The 16,565-nt window shown below is 62.9% G+C and carries 13 protein-coding genes; 2 read left to right on the plus strand and 11 right to left on the minus strand.

The window, feature by feature from the left end; translation table 11 throughout:
* Window positions 1–11 precede the first annotated feature (11 nt).
* From KIK84_RS10230 to KIK84_RS10280, 11 genes are read right to left on the minus strand one after another with little or no spacing between them, the layout of a single operon-like run.
* Complete coding sequence (locus KIK84_RS10230; protein WP_214122995.1) at window positions 12–821, minus strand: serine/threonine-protein kinase; 810 nt, start codon at window positions 819–821, stop codon at window positions 12–14.
* Between the two features lie 2 nt (window positions 822–823).
* On the minus strand, window positions 824–2,023 hold the full coding sequence (locus tag KIK84_RS10235; RefSeq protein ID WP_214122996.1) for an electron transfer flavoprotein subunit alpha/FixB family protein: 1,200 nt from the start codon (window positions 2,021–2,023) through the stop codon (window positions 824–826).
* Window positions 2,020–3,945, minus strand: a complete 1,926-nt coding sequence (locus tag KIK84_RS10240) for a (Fe-S)-binding protein (protein WP_214122997.1) — start codon at window positions 3,943–3,945, stop codon at window positions 2,020–2,022. Before KIK84_RS10240 ends, KIK84_RS10235 begins: the two co-directional genes overlap by 4 nt.
* Before the next feature lie 2 nt (window positions 3,946–3,947).
* Window positions 3,948–6,008, minus strand: a complete 2,061-nt coding sequence (locus tag KIK84_RS10245; protein WP_214122998.1) for an NADH:flavin oxidoreductase — start codon at window positions 6,006–6,008, stop codon at window positions 3,948–3,950.
* An 8-nt stretch (window positions 6,009–6,016) separates the two neighbouring features.
* On the minus strand, window positions 6,017–6,574 hold the full coding sequence (locus KIK84_RS10250) for a DUF5943 domain-containing protein (protein WP_214122999.1): 558 nt from the start codon (window positions 6,572–6,574) through the stop codon (window positions 6,017–6,019).
* A 4-nt stretch (window positions 6,575–6,578) separates the two neighbouring features.
* The gene (locus KIK84_RS10255) at window positions 6,579–7,562 is read right to left on the minus strand and encodes a dipeptidase (protein ID WP_214123000.1); all 984 of its coding nucleotides are present in this window, start codon (window positions 7,560–7,562) and stop codon (window positions 6,579–6,581) included.
* Window positions 7,563–7,577: 15 nt separating this feature from the next.
* Entirely contained in the window at window positions 7,578–8,852 is a 1,275-nt protein-coding gene (glyA, locus tag KIK84_RS10260) for a serine hydroxymethyltransferase (protein WP_214123001.1), read from the minus strand.
* Between the two features lie 21 nt (window positions 8,853–8,873).
* Window positions 8,874–9,527, minus strand: a complete 654-nt coding sequence (locus tag KIK84_RS10265) for a sarcosine oxidase subunit gamma (protein ID WP_214123002.1) — start codon at window positions 9,525–9,527, stop codon at window positions 8,874–8,876.
* Complete coding sequence (locus KIK84_RS10270) at window positions 9,520–12,525, minus strand: sarcosine oxidase subunit alpha family protein (protein ID WP_214123003.1); 3,006 nt, start codon at window positions 12,523–12,525, stop codon at window positions 9,520–9,522. Before KIK84_RS10270 ends, KIK84_RS10265 begins: the two co-directional genes overlap by 8 nt.
* Window positions 12,522–12,869 (minus strand): sarcosine oxidase subunit delta, encoded by a 348-nt coding sequence (locus KIK84_RS10275; protein WP_214123004.1) that lies wholly within the window; start codon window positions 12,867–12,869, stop codon window positions 12,522–12,524. Before KIK84_RS10275 ends, KIK84_RS10270 begins: the two co-directional genes overlap by 4 nt.
* Before the next feature lie 44 nt (window positions 12,870–12,913).
* On the minus strand, window positions 12,914–14,170 hold the full coding sequence (locus tag KIK84_RS10280; RefSeq protein WP_214123005.1) for a sarcosine oxidase subunit beta family protein: 1,257 nt from the start codon (window positions 14,168–14,170) through the stop codon (window positions 12,914–12,916).
* 289 nt (window positions 14,171–14,459) lie between these two features.
* Between KIK84_RS10280 and KIK84_RS10285 the strand changes: the two genes are divergently transcribed.
* Both KIK84_RS10285 and KIK84_RS10290 read left to right on the plus strand, forming a co-directional pair.
* Window positions 14,460–15,128 (plus strand): response regulator transcription factor, encoded by a 669-nt coding sequence (locus KIK84_RS10285; protein WP_214123006.1) that lies wholly within the window; start codon window positions 14,460–14,462, stop codon window positions 15,126–15,128.
* Window positions 15,115–16,536, plus strand: coding sequence for a sensor histidine kinase (locus tag KIK84_RS10290; protein WP_214123007.1), 1,422 nt, complete (start codon window positions 15,115–15,117; stop codon window positions 16,534–16,536). Before KIK84_RS10285 ends, KIK84_RS10290 begins: the two co-directional genes overlap by 14 nt.
* Window positions 16,537–16,565 lie beyond the last annotated feature (29 nt).

Consider the following 16,565-nt stretch of genomic DNA (forward strand, 5'->3'; position numbering starts at 1 on the left):
GAATCCCTTTCTTAACTAAAACTCCACAGGGAGTGGGTGTCCAAATAGTCGTAAACCGCCTGTGCTTTGTCCTGCACAGTGCCCGCTTCCAAAACCAAGGCTTTGCTCTGGCTGCCACCGCCCGGTGACCCAATAGCGCCCAGCATGCGTTCGTGACCAGACTTTTTCTGGCGCGCCTGCAGCGGCTGTACACGCAGCACCGTGGGTACGGTTTGCACCGCCACAGAGGGTGTAGGTGTGGCCGTGCTCACAGCGCTGATCACTTGTTCGTGCAGCACGCCGCGCTGGGCGTCCCGTGGGGCATAGCGCTTGGCCACCAAAGCCGATGCATGCACCGACAGCACCGCGCTGGCCGAGAGTTGCCACTGGCGGCGCGCCCCTTTGGGCAACACCTGCTGTAGCTGCCAGCCTGTGTGCACACTGCGCAGTGCCCCAATGTCGCGCAGGCACAGCCACTGCAGCTGCTGGGCCAGCAGATAGGGCAGTACAGGGGCGGTGGCATCGGCGGCATCGGATGCAGGCGACTGGCCCAGCAGCAGCACAGTGGCTGCGCCTTGGTCTTGCTGGCGCAACCATGCAGCCACGGCAGCGGGCGTGCTATCGCCGTTATCGCCCAGCAAGGTATGCAGCACGGGCGCGCCTTGGGCCATGTAGTCGGCCGCCACGCTGGGTTGCAAAGCGCCCAAGCTAAACAAACGCACCTGCTCTGCAGGCACGGTTTGCAGGGCCAAGGCCACGGCCTGGGCGTCGGCTGGGTCGCGCACCCATTTGCCACTGACGGGGTGCAGCAGTTGCCGCACCAAGACAAAGATTTGCACCATGCTCACCCCTTCTGCTGCGCGTTAGCACCAGCACGCAGACCGCGCTTGGCTTGCACCAAGGCCAGCAAAGCGCGCATGAATTCAGACGACTCGGCCACGGCCAGCACGTTGGCGCGCTTGCCAATGGGCGCGGCGCTGTCGGTGTTAACCGCAATCACGTGGCGGCAGTCTTTGATGCCTTGCAAGTGCTGCACCGCACCCGAGATGCCAATGGCCACATAGGCACTGGCTTGCACCGTCTTGCCCGTTGCGCCGATTTGCTTGGCGCGGGGAAAGCGCCCATCGTCCACCGCCACGCGCGATGCGCCTGTGGCTGCGCCCAGGGCGTCGGCCAGCTCGTGGAACAAGGCCAAGTCCTGCACACCATTGCCTGCCGAAAGGATGAAGTCCGCCTCCTCCAGCGCCAGGGTTTGGGCTTGGCCTGCTTGCACGCCCATGTCTTGCAGACCGGGCATGCGGGCCAGTTCGGTGGGCCAGTTAGGCCACGCCGAGCTATCGCCTTGGCCCGCCACACTCACCACACCCAGACCCACAAAGGGCAACTCGGTCACGGCCACACCGCCAGCGAGCATGAGCACGCGAGCGCCTGTGCACAGCGCGTCGTGGCCTGCGCTGGCGCGCACACGGCAGCGCACATCGGCGGGGGTGCCTGCAGGCTGTATTTCCACCACCGGGCCTGCCAACGGCAGGCCTTGCTCCACGGCCAAGCGGCGACCTAGGTCGGCATCGGCATCGCGGTCGGGCAGCAGCACGTACAGGGGTTGTAGCTGCTGGTACAGCGCACCCAGCCAAACGCTGGCTTGGGTGGGCACGTGGGCATCGCGCAGGCCTTGGGGCACCAGCACGCAGCGGTCTGCGCCCAGCGCTGCCCAGTCTTCTTGGCAGGGGCCCAGCACGACCAGCACCACCTCGGTGTCGCTGCTGGCCAGTATGGCGGCAGCAGCCAGCGCTTGGCGAGCGCGTTCGTCCAGCACGCCTTTGTCGCTGTGGCTGACTACCAAGATGCAACGGGCAAAGGGACCACTGGCGCGCAGTGGTTTGCTGGCGCTGTGTTCGATGCCACGTGCGACACCATGTGCAGCGCCGGGTACACCAGCCTGTGCCGCACCAGCCACCGCGCCCAGCACGATGCGGCGCATGCCCGCTGGGGTGATGTAGGCCGGGCGGCGCGGATTGACGCGTTTCATAGTGCCTGTACTCATACTGCCTCCACCGCACGGGCGACCAGTTCGGCCACGTCCAGCACTTCGGGCTTGCTGCCCACCACGCCTTCGAGCATGGCGGTGCACTGCGGGCAGGCCACGGCCACCACGCGGGCACCGGCGTCTTGGGCGTCTTGCATGCGGATGTCGGGGATACGGCGCTCGCCCGCAATATCGGTCCACGGCGCACCGCCACCACCGCCACAGCAGCGGGCTTGGGCACCGTGGCGCTCCATCTCCACCACGCGGATGCCAATGGCCTGCAGGCTGCGGCGCGGGGCACTCACCTCGCGGTTGTAGCGGCCCAGGTAGCAAGGGTCGTGGTAGGTCACGGGTTCTTGGGTGGATGGCAAGGGCTTGGCCGTCGCTTGCAGGATGCCTTGCTGCAGCAAATCGTCCAGCAGTTGGGTGTGGTGCCACACCTCAAACGCGCCGCCCAGCGCGGGGTATTCGTTCTTGACCGTGTGCAGCACGTGCGGATCGGCAGTGACGATGCGCTGGAACTGGCGGTCTTGCAAGGTGCCAATGAGCTGCTTGGCCAAGCGCTCAAAGCCCAGCTCGTCGCCCAAGCGGCGCGCTAGGTCGCCGCAGTCGGTCTCGGCATCGCCCAGCAGGGCCACCTTGAGCCCGGCTTTGTGCAGGGTTTTGACCAAGGCGCGCAAGGTGCGTTGGTAGCGGGTGTCAAAACCGCCCTCACCCACCAGCAGCAGCCAGTCGGTTTGCTCACCCGTGGCGCGTGGCCCCAGCACAGGCAGGTTCAAATCCACCGCCCAGTGGTTGCGCGCTGCCAGCGGAAAGCCGCCAATGGTGTCGGTCTCGCGCAGGTTGTGCAGGGCATCGGCCCCTTTGTTGGGCACCACGCCTTGGTTGAGCGTGAGGCCACGGCGGATGTCCACCACCGCATCCACGTGCTCGATGAGCATGGGGCAGGCCTGCACACAAGCGCGGCAGGTGGTGCAGGACCACAGCGTGTCGGCCAGAAGCAAACCGGGCACCAAGGCAGACTGGGCACCGCCCTGCTGCTGGCCCACGGTTTGGCCGGGGTGGGGAGTGCCCGCGTAAGCCGCATCGCTGCCACCAGCCATGCCCACCACGAGGTCTTGCACCAGCTTTTTGGGGTTGAGTGGCTGGCCTGCGGCTTTGGCAGGGCAAGCGGCTTCGCATTTGCCGCACTGCACGCAGGCATCGAAGGAGAGCAAGCGGTTCCACTCAAAGTCAGTCGGTTGGGTCACGCCCCACTGGCCTGCTGCGGTGTTGAGGGGCTTGAGCGCGGTGGCGGGCACGGCGTCAGTGGTTTTGGTGCGGGCCACAAAGCGCTCTGGCCGGGGGTGCCAACCCAGGTGCAGCATGCCAGCGACGGCGTGCTTCATGGGGCCGCCTAGGCCAATGCCCAGCGCCAGCTCGGCAGCGCCCAGCGCAAAGCCTGCGCACACCAGCACCGCCAGCCAAGGGGCGGCTTGCGCCCCTGCCAACACCAAGACCAGCACCGAGGCGGCCAGCGCCAGCAAGCTGTAGGGCATGCGCTGCCATGGCCCGCGTGACAAGCGTTCAGGCGCTTGCAGGCGGCGGTAAGCGGCCATGCCCGAGCCCACCAGCATGAGCAAGGCGGTCGCCAGCAGCGCCCAATCGAGCGCGGTGCTGAAGAGACCCAAGCCATAGTTGATGCCCACCAGCACCAGCGTGGCCAAGCCACCGCCAGCAGCGGCCACGTGGGCGCGGGCGATGAAAGGCTCGCGCGCCACCACTTCGTGCAAGTCCACAAAGTAGCGCTTGGGGATGTGCAGCAGCCCCAGCAGCAACCGGGCGGTGCCCCAGTGCGCTGCTTGGCCTTGCCGCCACAGGGCTGCACGGCGCACCAAGCCCACCAGCAAAGCCAGTACCGCCAGCCAAAACAGGACGCGGATGAAGTGCGGCAAGCCCATGGTCAGAAGTCCTTGCACAGACGCAGCGCGTCAAAAATGGCGGCGTGGATGTTGTGCATCGAGATGCAGTCGCCCACGCGGTAGAGCAAAAACTGGCCGCTCTGCAGCGTTTGCTGCAAGGCCGGTTGCGGTTGGAAGGCGTACAGCGCATCGATGTCGATCTGCCCCTTGTTAACCGACTGGGGCTTGAGCGCCCAGTACAGGCTGTCGTTGGGCAGGGTGCCGTTTTCGACGATGACCTGATCGACCTCGCGCTCCTCTTGCGCTTCGGTGTACTCGTTGCGCAGCACGGCAATCAGCTTGTCGCCCTCGCGGTACACCTTGTCGAGCCAGAAGTTGGGCGTTTGGATCACGCCTTGGGCGTACATCTGGCGGTAAAAAATCGGGAAGGTGGTGCCGCCCACATCGTCGGACACCTTCACGTCGGGCGTGACGATCTCCACCAGCTTGCCGCGCTCGGCGGCGTAGTGCGCTACACCCGCCCCGGCATGGGTGCTGATGCTGTCGTACACCAGCACGTTGTCTTTGAGCGGCACTGCGCCGCTGAGCACGTCCCAGCTGCTGTGGACCAAGCCACTGGCTGCGCCCCAATCGGGCACTTGCTGCAGGTGGGGTGAACCGCCCGTGGCCAGCACCACGATGTCGGGCTGCTCGGCCAGGATCATGGCCTCATCCGCGGCCACACCCAAGCGGCGGTCTACGCCCAAGCGCTGGGTTTCCAGGTCAAACCAGCGCACGATGCCCGCCATCTGCTCGCGCTTGGGGGCTTTGGCAGCCAAGTTGATCTGCCCGCCCACAGCGGTGTTTTTCTCAAACAGCACCACGTCATGGCCGCGCTCGCGGGCGACGCGGGCCGCTTCCAGCCCGGCAGGGCCTGCGCCCACCACCACCACTTTGCGTTGGGGGCCGGTGCTGGGGCGGATGGTGTGCGAGAGCACGGTTTCGCGGCTGGTAGCGGCGTTTTGGATGCAGAGCACGTCCAAGCCGTTGTACTGGCGGTCGATGCAGTAGTTGGCCCCCACGCACTGCTTGATCTGGTCTTCGCGGCCATCGCGGATTTTGATGACCATGTGCGGATCGGCAATCTGCGCCCGTGTCATGCCCACCATGTCCACCATGCCCGTGGACAAAATGCGCTCGGCCTGCGAGGCATCGCGGATGCTTTGGGCGTGCATCACCGGCACTTTGCTGACCGATTTGATGCCCGCTGCCAAGTGCACAAAGGGCTCGGGCGGCAAGGCCATGGGCGGCATGCAGTTGGCCAGAGTGTTGTGCGTATCAGCGCCTGACCCCACCACGCTGATGTAGTCCACCAAGCCCGTTTCGCTCATGGCCTGGGCGATTTCTTTGGCGTGCTCGTGCGAAATGCCGTCCTCATGGAACTCGTCACCGCACATGCGCAGGCCGACGCAAAAGTCGCTGCCCACTTCGGCGCGGATGGCTTTGAGCACCTCGATGCCAAAGCGCAGGCGGTTTTCCAAGCTGCCGCCCCACTCGTCGGTGCGGTGGTTGACGCGCGGGCTCCAGAACTGGTCGATGAGCTGCTGGTGCGCCGCCGACACTTCCATGCCGTCCAGCCCGCCGTCTTTGACGCGGCGCGCAGCCTTGGCAAAGTCGCGGATGATGCGGTCAATCTCTTCCACCTCGATGGTCTTGGCGTTGCCACGGTGCACCGGCTCGCGGATGCCCGAGGGGCTGACCAAATGCGGCCAGTTCTCGCCATGCCAAGCATTGCGCCGCCCCATGTGGGTGGCTTGGATCATGATCTTCGCGCCATGCTGGTGCATGGCAGCCGCCAAGCGGGACAAGGGTTCCACCACCGCGTCGATGGACAGGTTGACCGAGTTCCACCACGACCAAGGGCTGTCCCGCGACACGGGACTGGAGCCACCGCAAATGGCCAAACCCACCCCGCCCTTGGCCTTTTCCTCGTAGTAGCGGATGTAGCGCTCGCCGGGCAAGCCGTTTTCGGCGTACACCTCGGCGTGGGCGGTGCTGACGATGCGGTTGCGGATCGTCAGCTTGTTGAGCTGGATGGGTTCAAACAGGTGCGGGTAGCGCATGGCGGTGCTCAGGCAGAGGGTGGCAGAGGCGTGACGGTGAAGATGCAGTAGTCGTGGTGGTGGTCCGCGTGCTCTGCAGCGCACTGGGTTTCGCGGCTCTCGGTGCGGTACTTGGCCCCCGTGTCGTCAGCCACCCAGTCCATGGCCCCAGCAAACCAACCTGCAAACAGGTAGCACAGCTTGTCTTTGTTCACAGGCACCCCGGCAATGCCTTGGGCCAGCACAAAGACCGAGTGGTCCAAGCGGATGCGGGCGTGGCCAGTGGCTGCGTCCACCGACTCAAAAGCGAACTGGCCCCAACCGCGCTGGGACAGGCGCTTGAGGTAATGCTCGTAGCAGGCCAAGCCTTGGAGGCCGTGCGTCTTGCTCTCCTGGCTGCACCAGAAGTAGGCCGAGCGGTAGCCGCCCTTGTACAACCCGGTGGCATAGGCTTCTTTGCCAATAGCGGCTTCGGCCTCGACGTGGTTGTTCACGAAGAAGTGCCGTGGCACATAGATCATGGGCAGACCGTCGGTGGTCCAAATACCCGTTTGCGGATCAACGTCGATTGGTAGTTGCGGTTGCATGCGTTTACTCTCCCCACACTTGGCGGAAAAATCCCATCCAGTTTTTGCCCAGTACTTTTTCGATGCGGCTGGCGCTCCAGCCTTGCTTTTGCATGGCTTGTGCCAGGTTGGGGAAGTCGCCAATGGTGCTGATGCCTTCGGGGTTGACCACCTTGCCAAAGTTGGTCAGACGACGCCAGCGGCCTTTGTCGTGCGTGAGCCATTCAAAGAACTCGTGGCCGTGGCCTTGGGTGAAGTCCGAGCCCAAACCCACGCAGTCTTCGCCTGCGACGTTGATCACGTAGTCGATGGCTTCCACGTAGTCGTAAATGGTCGATTCGGGGCCGCGCTTGAGGAAGGGCGAGAACATGGTCACGCCGATAAAGCCACCGTGGTCGGCGATGAATTTCAGCTCCGCATCGCTCTTGTTGCGGGGGTGGTCTTTCAGGCCCAGCGGCAAGCAGTGGGTGTAGGCCACGGGTTTTTTGGATTCCAAAATGGCCTCTTCCGAGGTCTTGCCGCCCACGTGGGACAAGTCCACCATGATGCCCACGCGGTTCATCTCGGCAATCACTTCGCGGCCGTAGCCGGACAAGCCACCGTCGCGCTCGTAGCAGCCTGTGCCGATGAGGTTTTGCGTGTTGTAGCAGAGCTGCACCACGCGCACGCCCATGTCGTGGAAGGCTTCGATGTAGCCCAGGTTGTCCTCAAAGGCGTAGCCGTTTTGGAAGCCCAAGATGATGCCGGTCTTGCCCTCGCGCTTGGCGCGTTCGATGTCGGCCACGTTTTTGGCCAGCATCACCAGGTCGCTGTTGTCGCGGATCAGGCGCTTGAGGTTGGCGATGTTGTCCACCGTCTTGGCAAAAGACTCCCACACCGAGACGGTGCAGTTGGCGGCGGTGAGCCCACCCTTGCGCATGTCTTCAAAGACGCTGCGGTCCAGGTTGGCGATGATGAGTCCATCGATGACGATGGACTGTTGGTGCAGTTGGGCGGCGTCAAAGCTCATGGTTGGCTCCTGCTGTCAGCGGTAAATGGGGTACTGGTGGGTCAGGGTTTTGACCTGCTCGCGCACGATGGCCTCCACCTCGGCGGTGTTCTCGGGGTCTTTGCGCAAGGCTTGCAACACATCCAGAATCAAGCGCCCGACTTCGCGGCAGGCTTCTTCGTCCAGCCCACGGCTGGTGATGGCCGCCGTACCCAAGCGCACGCCCGAGGTGATGGTGGGCTTTTCATCGTCAAACGGGATGCCGTTTTTGTTGCAGGTAATGCCTGCGCGCTCCAGCGCTTGCTCGGTCTGGTTGCCTTTGAGTCCCAGCGGGCGCAAGTCCACCAGCAGCAGGTGGTTGTCGGTGCCGCCCGTCACCAAATCGAGGCCTCCGGCCTTGAGCACTTCGCCCAAGGCTTGGGCGTTTTTCACCACCTGCTGGGCATAGGCTTTGAAGCTGGGCTGCAGCGCCTCGCCAAAGGCCACGGCCTTGGCAGCGATGACGTGCATGAGCGGCCCCCCTTGCGCGCCGGGAAAAACGGCGGAGTTGATCTTTTTGGCCAGCTCTTCGTCATGGGTCAATATGACGCCACCACGGGGGCCACGCAGCGTTTTGTGGGTGGTGCTGGTGGTCACATGGGCGTGTGGCACCGGACTGGGGTAGACGCCTACAGCCACCAAGCCGGCCACATGGGCCATGTCCACCATGAGGAAAGCGCCCACTTTGTCGGCGATGGCGCGAAAACGCGCCCAGTCCATCACCCGTGGATAGGCCGAGAAACCCGCGATGATGAGCTTGGGCTTGTGCTCCAAGGCCAAGCGCTCTACTTCGTCGTAGTCGATCAGACAGTCGCTTTGGCGCACGCCGTACTGCACGGCCTTGAACCACTTGCCCGACAGGGCAGGCTTGGCACCGTGCGTCAGGTGACCGCCAGCGGACAAGGCCATGCCCAGCACGGTGTCACCGGGTTGCAGCAGGGCCAGCATGACGGCCGTGTTGGCCTGTGCGCCCGAGTGGGGTTGCACATTGGCAAAGCGGGCACCAAAAAGCTGGCACAGGCGGTCTATGGCCAGTTGCTCCACCGCGTCGGCATGCTCGCAGCCACCGTAGTAGCGCTTGCCGGGATAGCCTTCCGCGTACTTGTTGGTAAAGACACTGCCTTGGGCATCGAGCACCGCTTGGGAGACGATGTTTTCCGAGGCAATGAGTTCAAGCTGGTCACTTTGGCGGCCCAACTCGTGCGCCAGCGCAGCAGCCACAGCAGGGTCGGCTTGCGCTACAGGGGTGTGAAAAAAGTCGTGCAATGACATGGTTTTCTGTGGCGTGAGGGTTCAGGGGTGCAGTGGGCTGACCACGGGGTCGGTGTTGGAGGCCAGCGGGCTGATGCACAGGCCGTAGGGCTTGCCCGTGCGGCTGAGCAAGCGCCACAGGTAGTCGGCAAAGCTGCGGCGAAACAGCAGCACCACGCCTTGGGAGTCAGTACGCAGCACGGTGACGTTGGCCTTGGCCATAACCGTGCCAATGGCTTGGCCCACTTGCAGGGTCTCAAAGTCGTACACCCCCATGTGGCGCAGCAGCAGCAGGTGCTTGGCACCGCTGATGCGCAGCGCGGTATGGCCGCCGCTGTTGTCCACCACCTGAGCAAACACGCCTTGCAGGGCCTGCGTGAGCTGGGCTACCAGCGCGTCTTTGCCAGCGCGGGGGGTGATCAGCCACCACTCATCGGGCGAGACCCAGTACACCACCCCGGCGGGGCACTGCACATAGCTGCTGGGCAGCGTGGGCAAGGCCGCGCCCAGCACTTGGCTGGTGGCTTGGGCAAACGCGCTGTCGCTGCTGTGGCCGCGCAGGATGATGTAGCCCAAGTTGGGGATTTCGCTCATGCACAAGCCGTCTTGGGCAGTGGCAGCACGCGTTTGGCTGGGGCGTGTGAAAGCCGCCAAGGGCGAGCGCAGGTTCATGGAAAGAGTCGAGGCGTTAGCCATGTTGGCGTTCTCCCTTGGGATCGACGAATACAGAGGACGACGCCACCTTGACCGGCATGACCTTGCCACGGGCGTAGGCGTACAGGGTTTGGTCGGTGCGCTGGCTGCCTGAGCGCACCACCGCCATGGCGATGGAGCGGCCCAAGAAAGCGCTGTAGTAGCTGGAGGTCACGTGGCCCAGCATGGTCGCGGGGGCCGTCCACTCGGGGCTTTCCTGCAACTGGGCCCCTTCGGGCAGCACCTGCTGCGGGTCTATCGGCAGCAAACCAACTAGCTGCTTGCGGTCGGCACGGGCCGTGTCGCTGCGCGACAGGGAGCGCTTGCCCAAGAAGCTGAAACTCTTTTTCATGGACACCGCCCAGGACATACCCAAGTCCAGTGGGGTCACCGAGCCGTCGGTGTCTTGGCCGACGATGATGAAGCCCTTCTCGGCGCGCAGCACGTGCATGGTTTCGGTGCCGTAGGGGGTGATATCAAACTCGGCCCCGGCAGCCATGACGGCTTCCCACAGGTCGTAGCCGTAGCCGCTTTCGACGTTGATTTCGTAGCTCACCTCACCCGAAAAGCTGACGCGGAACACGCGGCAGGGCACGCCCTGCACGGTGCTCTCGCGCCAATCCATGAACTTGAAGTTTTCGGGCGACAGGTCGAGGTCGGGGCACAGCTTGGCCAGCACCGCGCGGGCTTTGGGGCCGACCAAGGCCACCGTGCTCCAGTGGTCGGTGACGGTGCTCATCCACACCTTGAGCTCGGGCCACTCGGTCTGGTGCCAGCGCTCCAGCCACGTCAGCACCCGGGCTGCGCCACCGGTGGTGGTGGTCATGTAGAACTGGGTGTCGTGGATGCAGGCGGTCACGCCGTCGTCCATGACCATGCCGTTCTCGTCCAGCATCAGGCCGTAGCGGCACTTGCCGGGGGCCAGTTGGCTCCAGGCGTTGCTGTACACGCGGTTGAGGAACTCGCGGGCATCGGGGCCGTCGATCTGGATCTTGCCCAGCGTGGAGGCGTCCATCACGGCCACGCCATTGCGGGCGGCCAAGCATTCGCGGTTGACGGCGGCGTGGATGTCTTCACCGGGTTTGGGGAAGTACCAAGGACGCATCCACTGGCCCACAGGTTCCAACTCAGCGTGGCGGGCGACGTGGGAGGCGTGGCAGGCTGTGTAGCGGCTGGGCTCCAGCGTGTCGCCCTCCATGGTGCCTGCCAGCACGCCCAGGCTGACCGGGGTGTAGGCGGGGCGGTAGGTGGTGGTGCTGACCTCGGCCACAGGGCGACCCAAGGCCTTGGCGGCGATCACAAAACCGTTCACGTTGGAGAGCTTGCCTTGGTCGGTGCCAAAGCCCAGTGCGGTAAAGCGCTTGACGTGCTCGATGTGCTGCCAGTTCTCTCGGATGGACAGTTCGATGTCGGCTGCGGTGACGTCGTTTTGGTAGTCCACAAAGGCTTTGGCACCCTCGCCTTCTGGCAGCAAGTCGGGCAGGCGGTACATGGGGCGGGCAACGGCACGGCCGGGGGCTTTCACAGCCGGGGTGTGCAGTGCGCCGGGGCGGCCCAGCTCCGCCAACACGGCTTGCATGGCTTGGGTGGTCTGGGCCAAGCAGTCGACCCACTCAAAAGCGCCCGTGACTGCGCCCACGCAGGCCACGCCGGGGCGGCCTTCCCGTGGCACATGGAAAGCGGCCAGCGTTTCACTCCAAATGGGGCGGCGGCCATCGTGGCAGAACAAATGCACCGTGGGTGACAAGCCACCCGAGGTGAGCACCACGTCCGCGTCCACGGTTTTGCCTTCGCCAATGGCTTTGTCTTCGGTTTCGTGCAAACGGGTCAGCTGCACGCCTGTCACGGCGCGGCCACCCAGCACTTTGGCAATGCCATGGCCGGGCAGCACCTCGATGCCTGCGGGCAAGTCTGCTGGGCGGGCGTGGGCACGCACATCGGCCACCACCACCTTGGCCCCCGCTTGGTGCAAGGCCCGGGCGGCGTCATAAATCAGGTCGCTGGTACCGCACAGCAGCGCTTTTTGGCCCACCAGCACGCCATAGCGCTGCAGGTAGGTTTGGGCGGCAGACACGGTCATGACGCCGGGCACGTCGTTGTTGCCAAACACCAGGGGGCGCTCCAGCGCACCAGTGGCCAGCACCACGTGGTGGGCGCGGATTTTGTGCAGGCGCTGGCGGGGTTGGTCGGCATTGCGCTTGGCAATCGGCAGGTGGTCTTGCAGCAGCTCCACGGCCAAGGTCAGGTTTTGGTCGTACAGGCCAAAAGCGGTGGTGCGGGGCAGCAGCGTGACATGGGGCATGGCCTTGAGGGCTGCCACGGTTTGCTGCACAAAGGCAGCACCATCGCGCCCTTCGATTTGCACCCACGGGTCGGACAGGAGCCAGCCGCCCATTTCGGCTTGCTCATCCACCAGCACGGTTTTGAGGCCCGCCATGCCCGCTTGCAATGCGGCCAGCAAACCGGCTGCGCCCCCACCCACTACCAGCACGTCCACATGGTGGTGCAGGTGGTCGTAGCGCTCGGGGTCTTCCACCTCGGGGGCGCTGCCAAAGCCTGCGAACTTGCGGATTACCGCCTCGTATGTGGGCCACAGGGCTTGTGGCCACTTGAAGGTTTTGCTGTAAAAGCCTGCGGGCATGAAGCGCGAGGCTTGGCCTAAGATGCTCTTGATGTCAAAGCCCAAGCTGGGCCAGCCCGATGTGGAGCGGGCTTTCAGGCCTGCATACACCTCGGCCTGTGTAGCCTTGATGTTGGGCACGGTGTAGGCACCTGTTTCCATTTGCACCAGCGCGTTGGGCTCTTCAGCCCCCACACCCATGATGCCGCGTGGCCTGCCGTACTTGAAGCTGCGCGCCACCCACTGCTGGCCGTTGGCCAACAGGGCCGATGCCAAGGTGTCGCCGGGGTGGGCGGTGTAGCTGGTGCCGTTGTATTCGAACTGGATGGTTTTGCTGGTGTCGATGCGCGCACCGGCTACGGGAACACGGACTGCAGTCATGCGCTCACTCCCGTGTTGTGCAGGGCCAGTTGGGCCAAGCGCTGGGCTTGGGCATCGGGGTCGGCTTCGTACACGGCTTTGCCGTCGGCCAGCGTCCAGGTGCCTGCGATGGCGTAGCTGGCGGTGTTGCGCTTGACCACCAACACCTTGCGGCAGCCCGCACTGTGCTGCCACTGCTCCCAGTACCAGCCCTTGGTGTTGGCGCGTTTGAACAAATAGTCGCCCCAGACCTCGTCGTTCACCCCTTCTGGGTTGACGGGGCGCACCAAATAGGCGGGGCCTGCGTAGCTGAATTCCTCTTCATCGCGCAGCGCGGCGCAGTGAGGGCAGTGGAGTTGCAACATGGTTTTTGGTTTCCAAATAGCGGTATGGGGGGGCGATGTGGTGGTCAGTGCGCCACAGCGGCAGCGCCGTGCTCGTCGATCAGGTGGCCGCTGGCAAAGCGGTCCAGGCTGAAAGGCGCGGCCAACGGGTGCGGGTCGTCGTGGGCGATGGTGTGGGCGAACACATGGCCCGAACCGGGCGTGGCCTTGAAGCCGCCCGTGCCCCAGCCGCAGTTGAAGTACAGCCCTTCCACCGGGGTTTTGCTGATGATGGGACAGGCATCGGGCGACACATCCACAATGCCGCCCCACTGGCGGTTCATGCGCACGCGGGAGAACTGGGGGAATAGCTCGATGATGGCCGCTGCCGTGTGCTCGATGATGTGCGGGCTGCCGCGCTGGCCGTAGCCCAGGTAACTGTCGATGCCTGCGCCAATAACCAACTCGCCCTTGTCGGACTGGCTCAGGTAACCGTGCACGGCGTTGGACATGATGACCGTGTCGATCACGCGCTGCATGGACTCGGACACAAAGGCCTGCAGCGGGTGGCTCTCCAGCGGCAAACGCACGCCCGCCTTGGCCGCCAGCACCGAGGAGTGCCCCGCTGCCACACAGCCCACGCGGGATGTTTTCACATAGCCTTGGCTGGTTTGCAAACCTTTGACGCGACCGCCTTCGATGTCAAAGCCTGTCACTTCGCAGTTCTCAATCAACTCCACCCCCAAGCGGCTGGCAGCACGGGCAAAGCCACGCGCCACGGCATCGTGGTGGGCAATGCCTGCGCGGGGCTGCCAGCTGGCGCCCAGCACCGGCAAACGGCGGCTGCGGCTCACGTCCAGCTGGGGGATTCTTTCTTTCACCTCGGCAGCGTTGAGCACATGGGCGTCTATGCCTTGCAGGTGGTTGGCCGCCACGCGGCGCTCGATGTCGCGCATGTCCTGCAGCGTGTGGCCCAGGTTGAACACGCCGCGCTGGCTGAACAGCACGTTGAAGTTCAGGTCTTCGGTCAGTCCTTCCCACAGCTTCATGCCGTGTTCGTACAAAAGCGCGGCTTCATCCCACAGGTAGTTGGAGCGAACAATGGTCGTATTGCGACAGGTGTTGCCGCTGCCCAAGTGGCCCTTTTCCAGTACGGCAATGCGCCCTACCTTGTGGTTTTTGGCCAGGTAGTAAGCCGTGGCCAAACCATGGCCACCCCCACCGACGATGACCACGTCGTACTCAGACTGGAGGCTGGCGCGTGTCCACGCAGGCTCCCATGTTTTGTGGTGGTTCAGCCCGTGTTTGAACAGGCTCCAAACGGAATATTTCTGCTGCGGCATACCAATCCCAAACGCATTACCTTGATGAATGCATTGTGGAAACGGGGCCTGCTTTGACCTTGCTCTAGCAAGACACGCACTTGTCTAAAAACGACAAGGTGGAAAAAGACAAGTGGCGCTGGTGTGCTCCGAATAACCCCTCCGCCACGCACTGCCTTGACTCTGTGGGGATATTCTATTTGCGTATAATTCTCATTTGCAAAATCTTAAATTTGCGAACTGGTTTCATTTTTTAACACTGCCCACGGCAGTTTCCGTCCATTGGTGCGGCCTGTTCATCGGGGGATTTATGCGCGTACTCATTGTTGAAGACGATACCCAAGTTAGCCACTGGCTCAGCACCAAGCTACAACACAGCGGGCACAACTGTCGCCTGGTGGAGGATGGGGAAGGCGCGCTAGAGTTGATCAGCCATGAAGCATTCGACGCCATCGTGCTCGATCGCATGCTGCCCGGCATGAGTGGCATTGATGTCCTCCACGCGCTGCAGCACCGCCCTCACCCCCCCGCCATGATGCTGTCAGCAGTAGACCAACCCAGCGATCGCATTGAAGGACTGCGCGCTGGTGCCATTGACTATCTAGGAAAGCCCTTTAACTTCACAGAATTACTGCTGCGCCTAGAAGGCTTGGTCAAGCGCAATCCCCCCAACCGTAGTTCCACAGATGTACTGCAAATCGACGATTTGCGCATTGATCGCCAACTGCGCAAAGTGCAGCGCGGGGGAAAAGATATCGACTTGACGGAGAAGGAGTACGCGCTGTTGGATGTGCTGGCAGAACACCATGGCCGCACTGTCACCCGAGCCATGCTGCTAGAAAAAGTCTGGGGCTACCAATTCGACCCACAGACCAACTTGATTGACGTGCATGTATCCAAGCTGCGCGGCAAGATAGACCAAAAACCGAACCGGGCCATGTTGCGAACCATCCGTACAGTGGGCTATGTCTTGGGCTGAAAGATTGCTGCGACTGAGCGAAACCAGCACTTTTCGCCACGCATCGCTCACCGCTTTTGTCTTTTTGTTGATGGCCTTTGGCTCCATCTTGTTGAGCAACAGACAAATTGAAAACTTCCTCGTGGAGCACGTCCGCGACATGGTGCTGGCAGACCTGCATGGGCACGAACGCAAAGCAGCGCTGCAGAATTCCAGCACCATTTCGCAAGCACTCACGCTGTCAGCACCTCGCCAACAAGACGAGAGCATTGCTTTGGTTCTCTCCCCTAGGGGTGAACTGCTCTTTGGCGATAGCCACTTCATGAAAGCATTGCACATTGCCCCGCTACAACCTACACGCTGGCACGATGTTGTCATCCAAGACAACACGGGGCGGCCAGTGCGGATCTACGGCATGCAACTGCGTCTGCGTGATGGAGGCATTTTCTTCAGCGCTTTCAACATTTTGCCGATGCTCGAACGCGTGCGCGTCATTCCGATGGTGGCAGGTGCAGGCTTATTGGCCGTTTTGCTCAGCAGTTTGGCCATAGGCCTGTATTCCAGTGTGCGCAGCATGCGCCGGGTTGACCGCATTCGCTCAGCATTGCGCAGCTACATTGGCGGTGAGCGTGAAGCATCGGTTCCAGCGTCGTCCAATGGCGATGAATTGGACCTGCTGGGCATGGATATCAACAACGTACTGTCCCGCATCAATGGGCTCATGGATGAAGTCAAAAGTGTGAGTAGCCACTTAGCCCATGAGCTGCGCACACCGCTAACACGGCTGCACAATCGACTCGACTTGGTGGCAGAACGCTTGGATGGATCGCTGCGCCATGACGTTCTAGAAGCCGTCCAAGAGGCCGAGCGTATTCAACGCATGTTCAAAGCCGTACTGCGCATTGGAGAGATAGAGGCTGGTCGGTGCAACCACTCGTTTGAGTGGTTTGATGTGCGCGCACTGTTAGCCGATGTGATGGACTACTACCAGCCGCTGGCTGAAGCCCAATCCATCACTTTGCAGCTAGACAAAAGCACAGCAGGCAACCTGTTGGCAGACCGCGCCCTAGTCTTTCAAGCCCTCTCCAACATGCTGGAAAACGCTCTCAAATACGCTGGGGCCGGTGCTTCTATCACTTTGTTGGTACGTCTGCACACGGGTTATGTGGACATTGCCATCGCTGACGACGGGCCAGGCATTGCACCCGAACTGCGCGCCGAAGCCATGAAACGGTTTCGCCGCTTGCACGGCAGCGAGCACAGTGGCAGTGGCCTTGGGCTCGCACTGGTCAGCGCCATCGCCAAATTGCACTCTGGCGAACTGGTGCTACAAGACAACGAACCACGGGGGCTCATCGTGGCATTGCGTTTAGCGGCTAACCATTGGGCGACCGAGCGCACCACACTGAGCCATGCCTTGCGCAGCTGAAAGCCCTACACAAGGGATGGCAGCTAGCA

The sequence above is a fragment of the Curvibacter sp. CHRR-16 genome (assembly GCF_018474005.1).
Classification (GTDB): Bacteria; Pseudomonadota; Gammaproteobacteria; order Burkholderiales; family Burkholderiaceae_C; genus Allorhodoferax.

What these genes read in the sequence shown, in the direction of transcription:
- KIK84_RS10230 (WP_214122995.1), bottom strand. Translation starts at nt 821, where the DNA reads ATGGTGCAAATCTTTGTCTTGGTGCGGCAACTGCTGCACCCCGTCAGT.
- KIK84_RS10235 (WP_214122996.1), bottom strand. Translation starts at nt 2,023, where the DNA reads ATGAGTACAGGCACTATGAAACGCGTCAATCCGCGCCGCCCGGCCTAC.
- KIK84_RS10240 (WP_214122997.1), bottom strand. Translation starts at nt 3,945, where the DNA reads ATGGGCTTGCCGCACTTCATCCGCGTCCTGTTTTGGCTGGCGGTACTG.
- KIK84_RS10245 (WP_214122998.1), bottom strand. Translation starts at nt 6,008, where the DNA reads ATGCGCTACCCGCACCTGTTTGAACCCATCCAGCTCAACAAGCTGACG.
- KIK84_RS10250 (WP_214122999.1), bottom strand. Translation starts at nt 6,574, where the DNA reads ATGCAACCGCAACTACCAATCGACGTTGATCCGCAAACGGGTATTTGG.
- KIK84_RS10255 (WP_214123000.1), bottom strand. Translation starts at nt 7,562, where the DNA reads ATGAGCTTTGACGCCGCCCAACTGCACCAACAGTCCATCGTCATCGAT.
- glyA (WP_214123001.1), bottom strand. Translation starts at nt 8,852, where the DNA reads ATGTCATTGCACGACTTTTTTCACACCCCTGTAGCGCAAGCCGACCCT.
- KIK84_RS10265 (WP_214123002.1), bottom strand. Translation starts at nt 9,527, where the DNA reads ATGGCTAACGCCTCGACTCTTTCCATGAACCTGCGCTCGCCCTTGGCG.
- KIK84_RS10270 (WP_214123003.1), bottom strand. Translation starts at nt 12,525, where the DNA reads ATGACTGCAGTCCGTGTTCCCGTAGCCGGTGCGCGCATCGACACCAGC.
- KIK84_RS10275 (WP_214123004.1), bottom strand. Translation starts at nt 12,869, where the DNA reads ATGTTGCAACTCCACTGCCCTCACTGCGCCGCGCTGCGCGATGAAGAG.
- KIK84_RS10280 (WP_214123005.1), bottom strand. Translation starts at nt 14,170, where the DNA reads ATGCCGCAGCAGAAATATTCCGTTTGGAGCCTGTTCAAACACGGGCTG.
- KIK84_RS10285 (WP_214123006.1), top strand. Translation starts at nt 14,460, where the DNA reads ATGCGCGTACTCATTGTTGAAGACGATACCCAAGTTAGCCACTGGCTC.
- KIK84_RS10290 (WP_214123007.1), top strand. Translation starts at nt 15,115, where the DNA reads ATGTCTTGGGCTGAAAGATTGCTGCGACTGAGCGAAACCAGCACTTTT.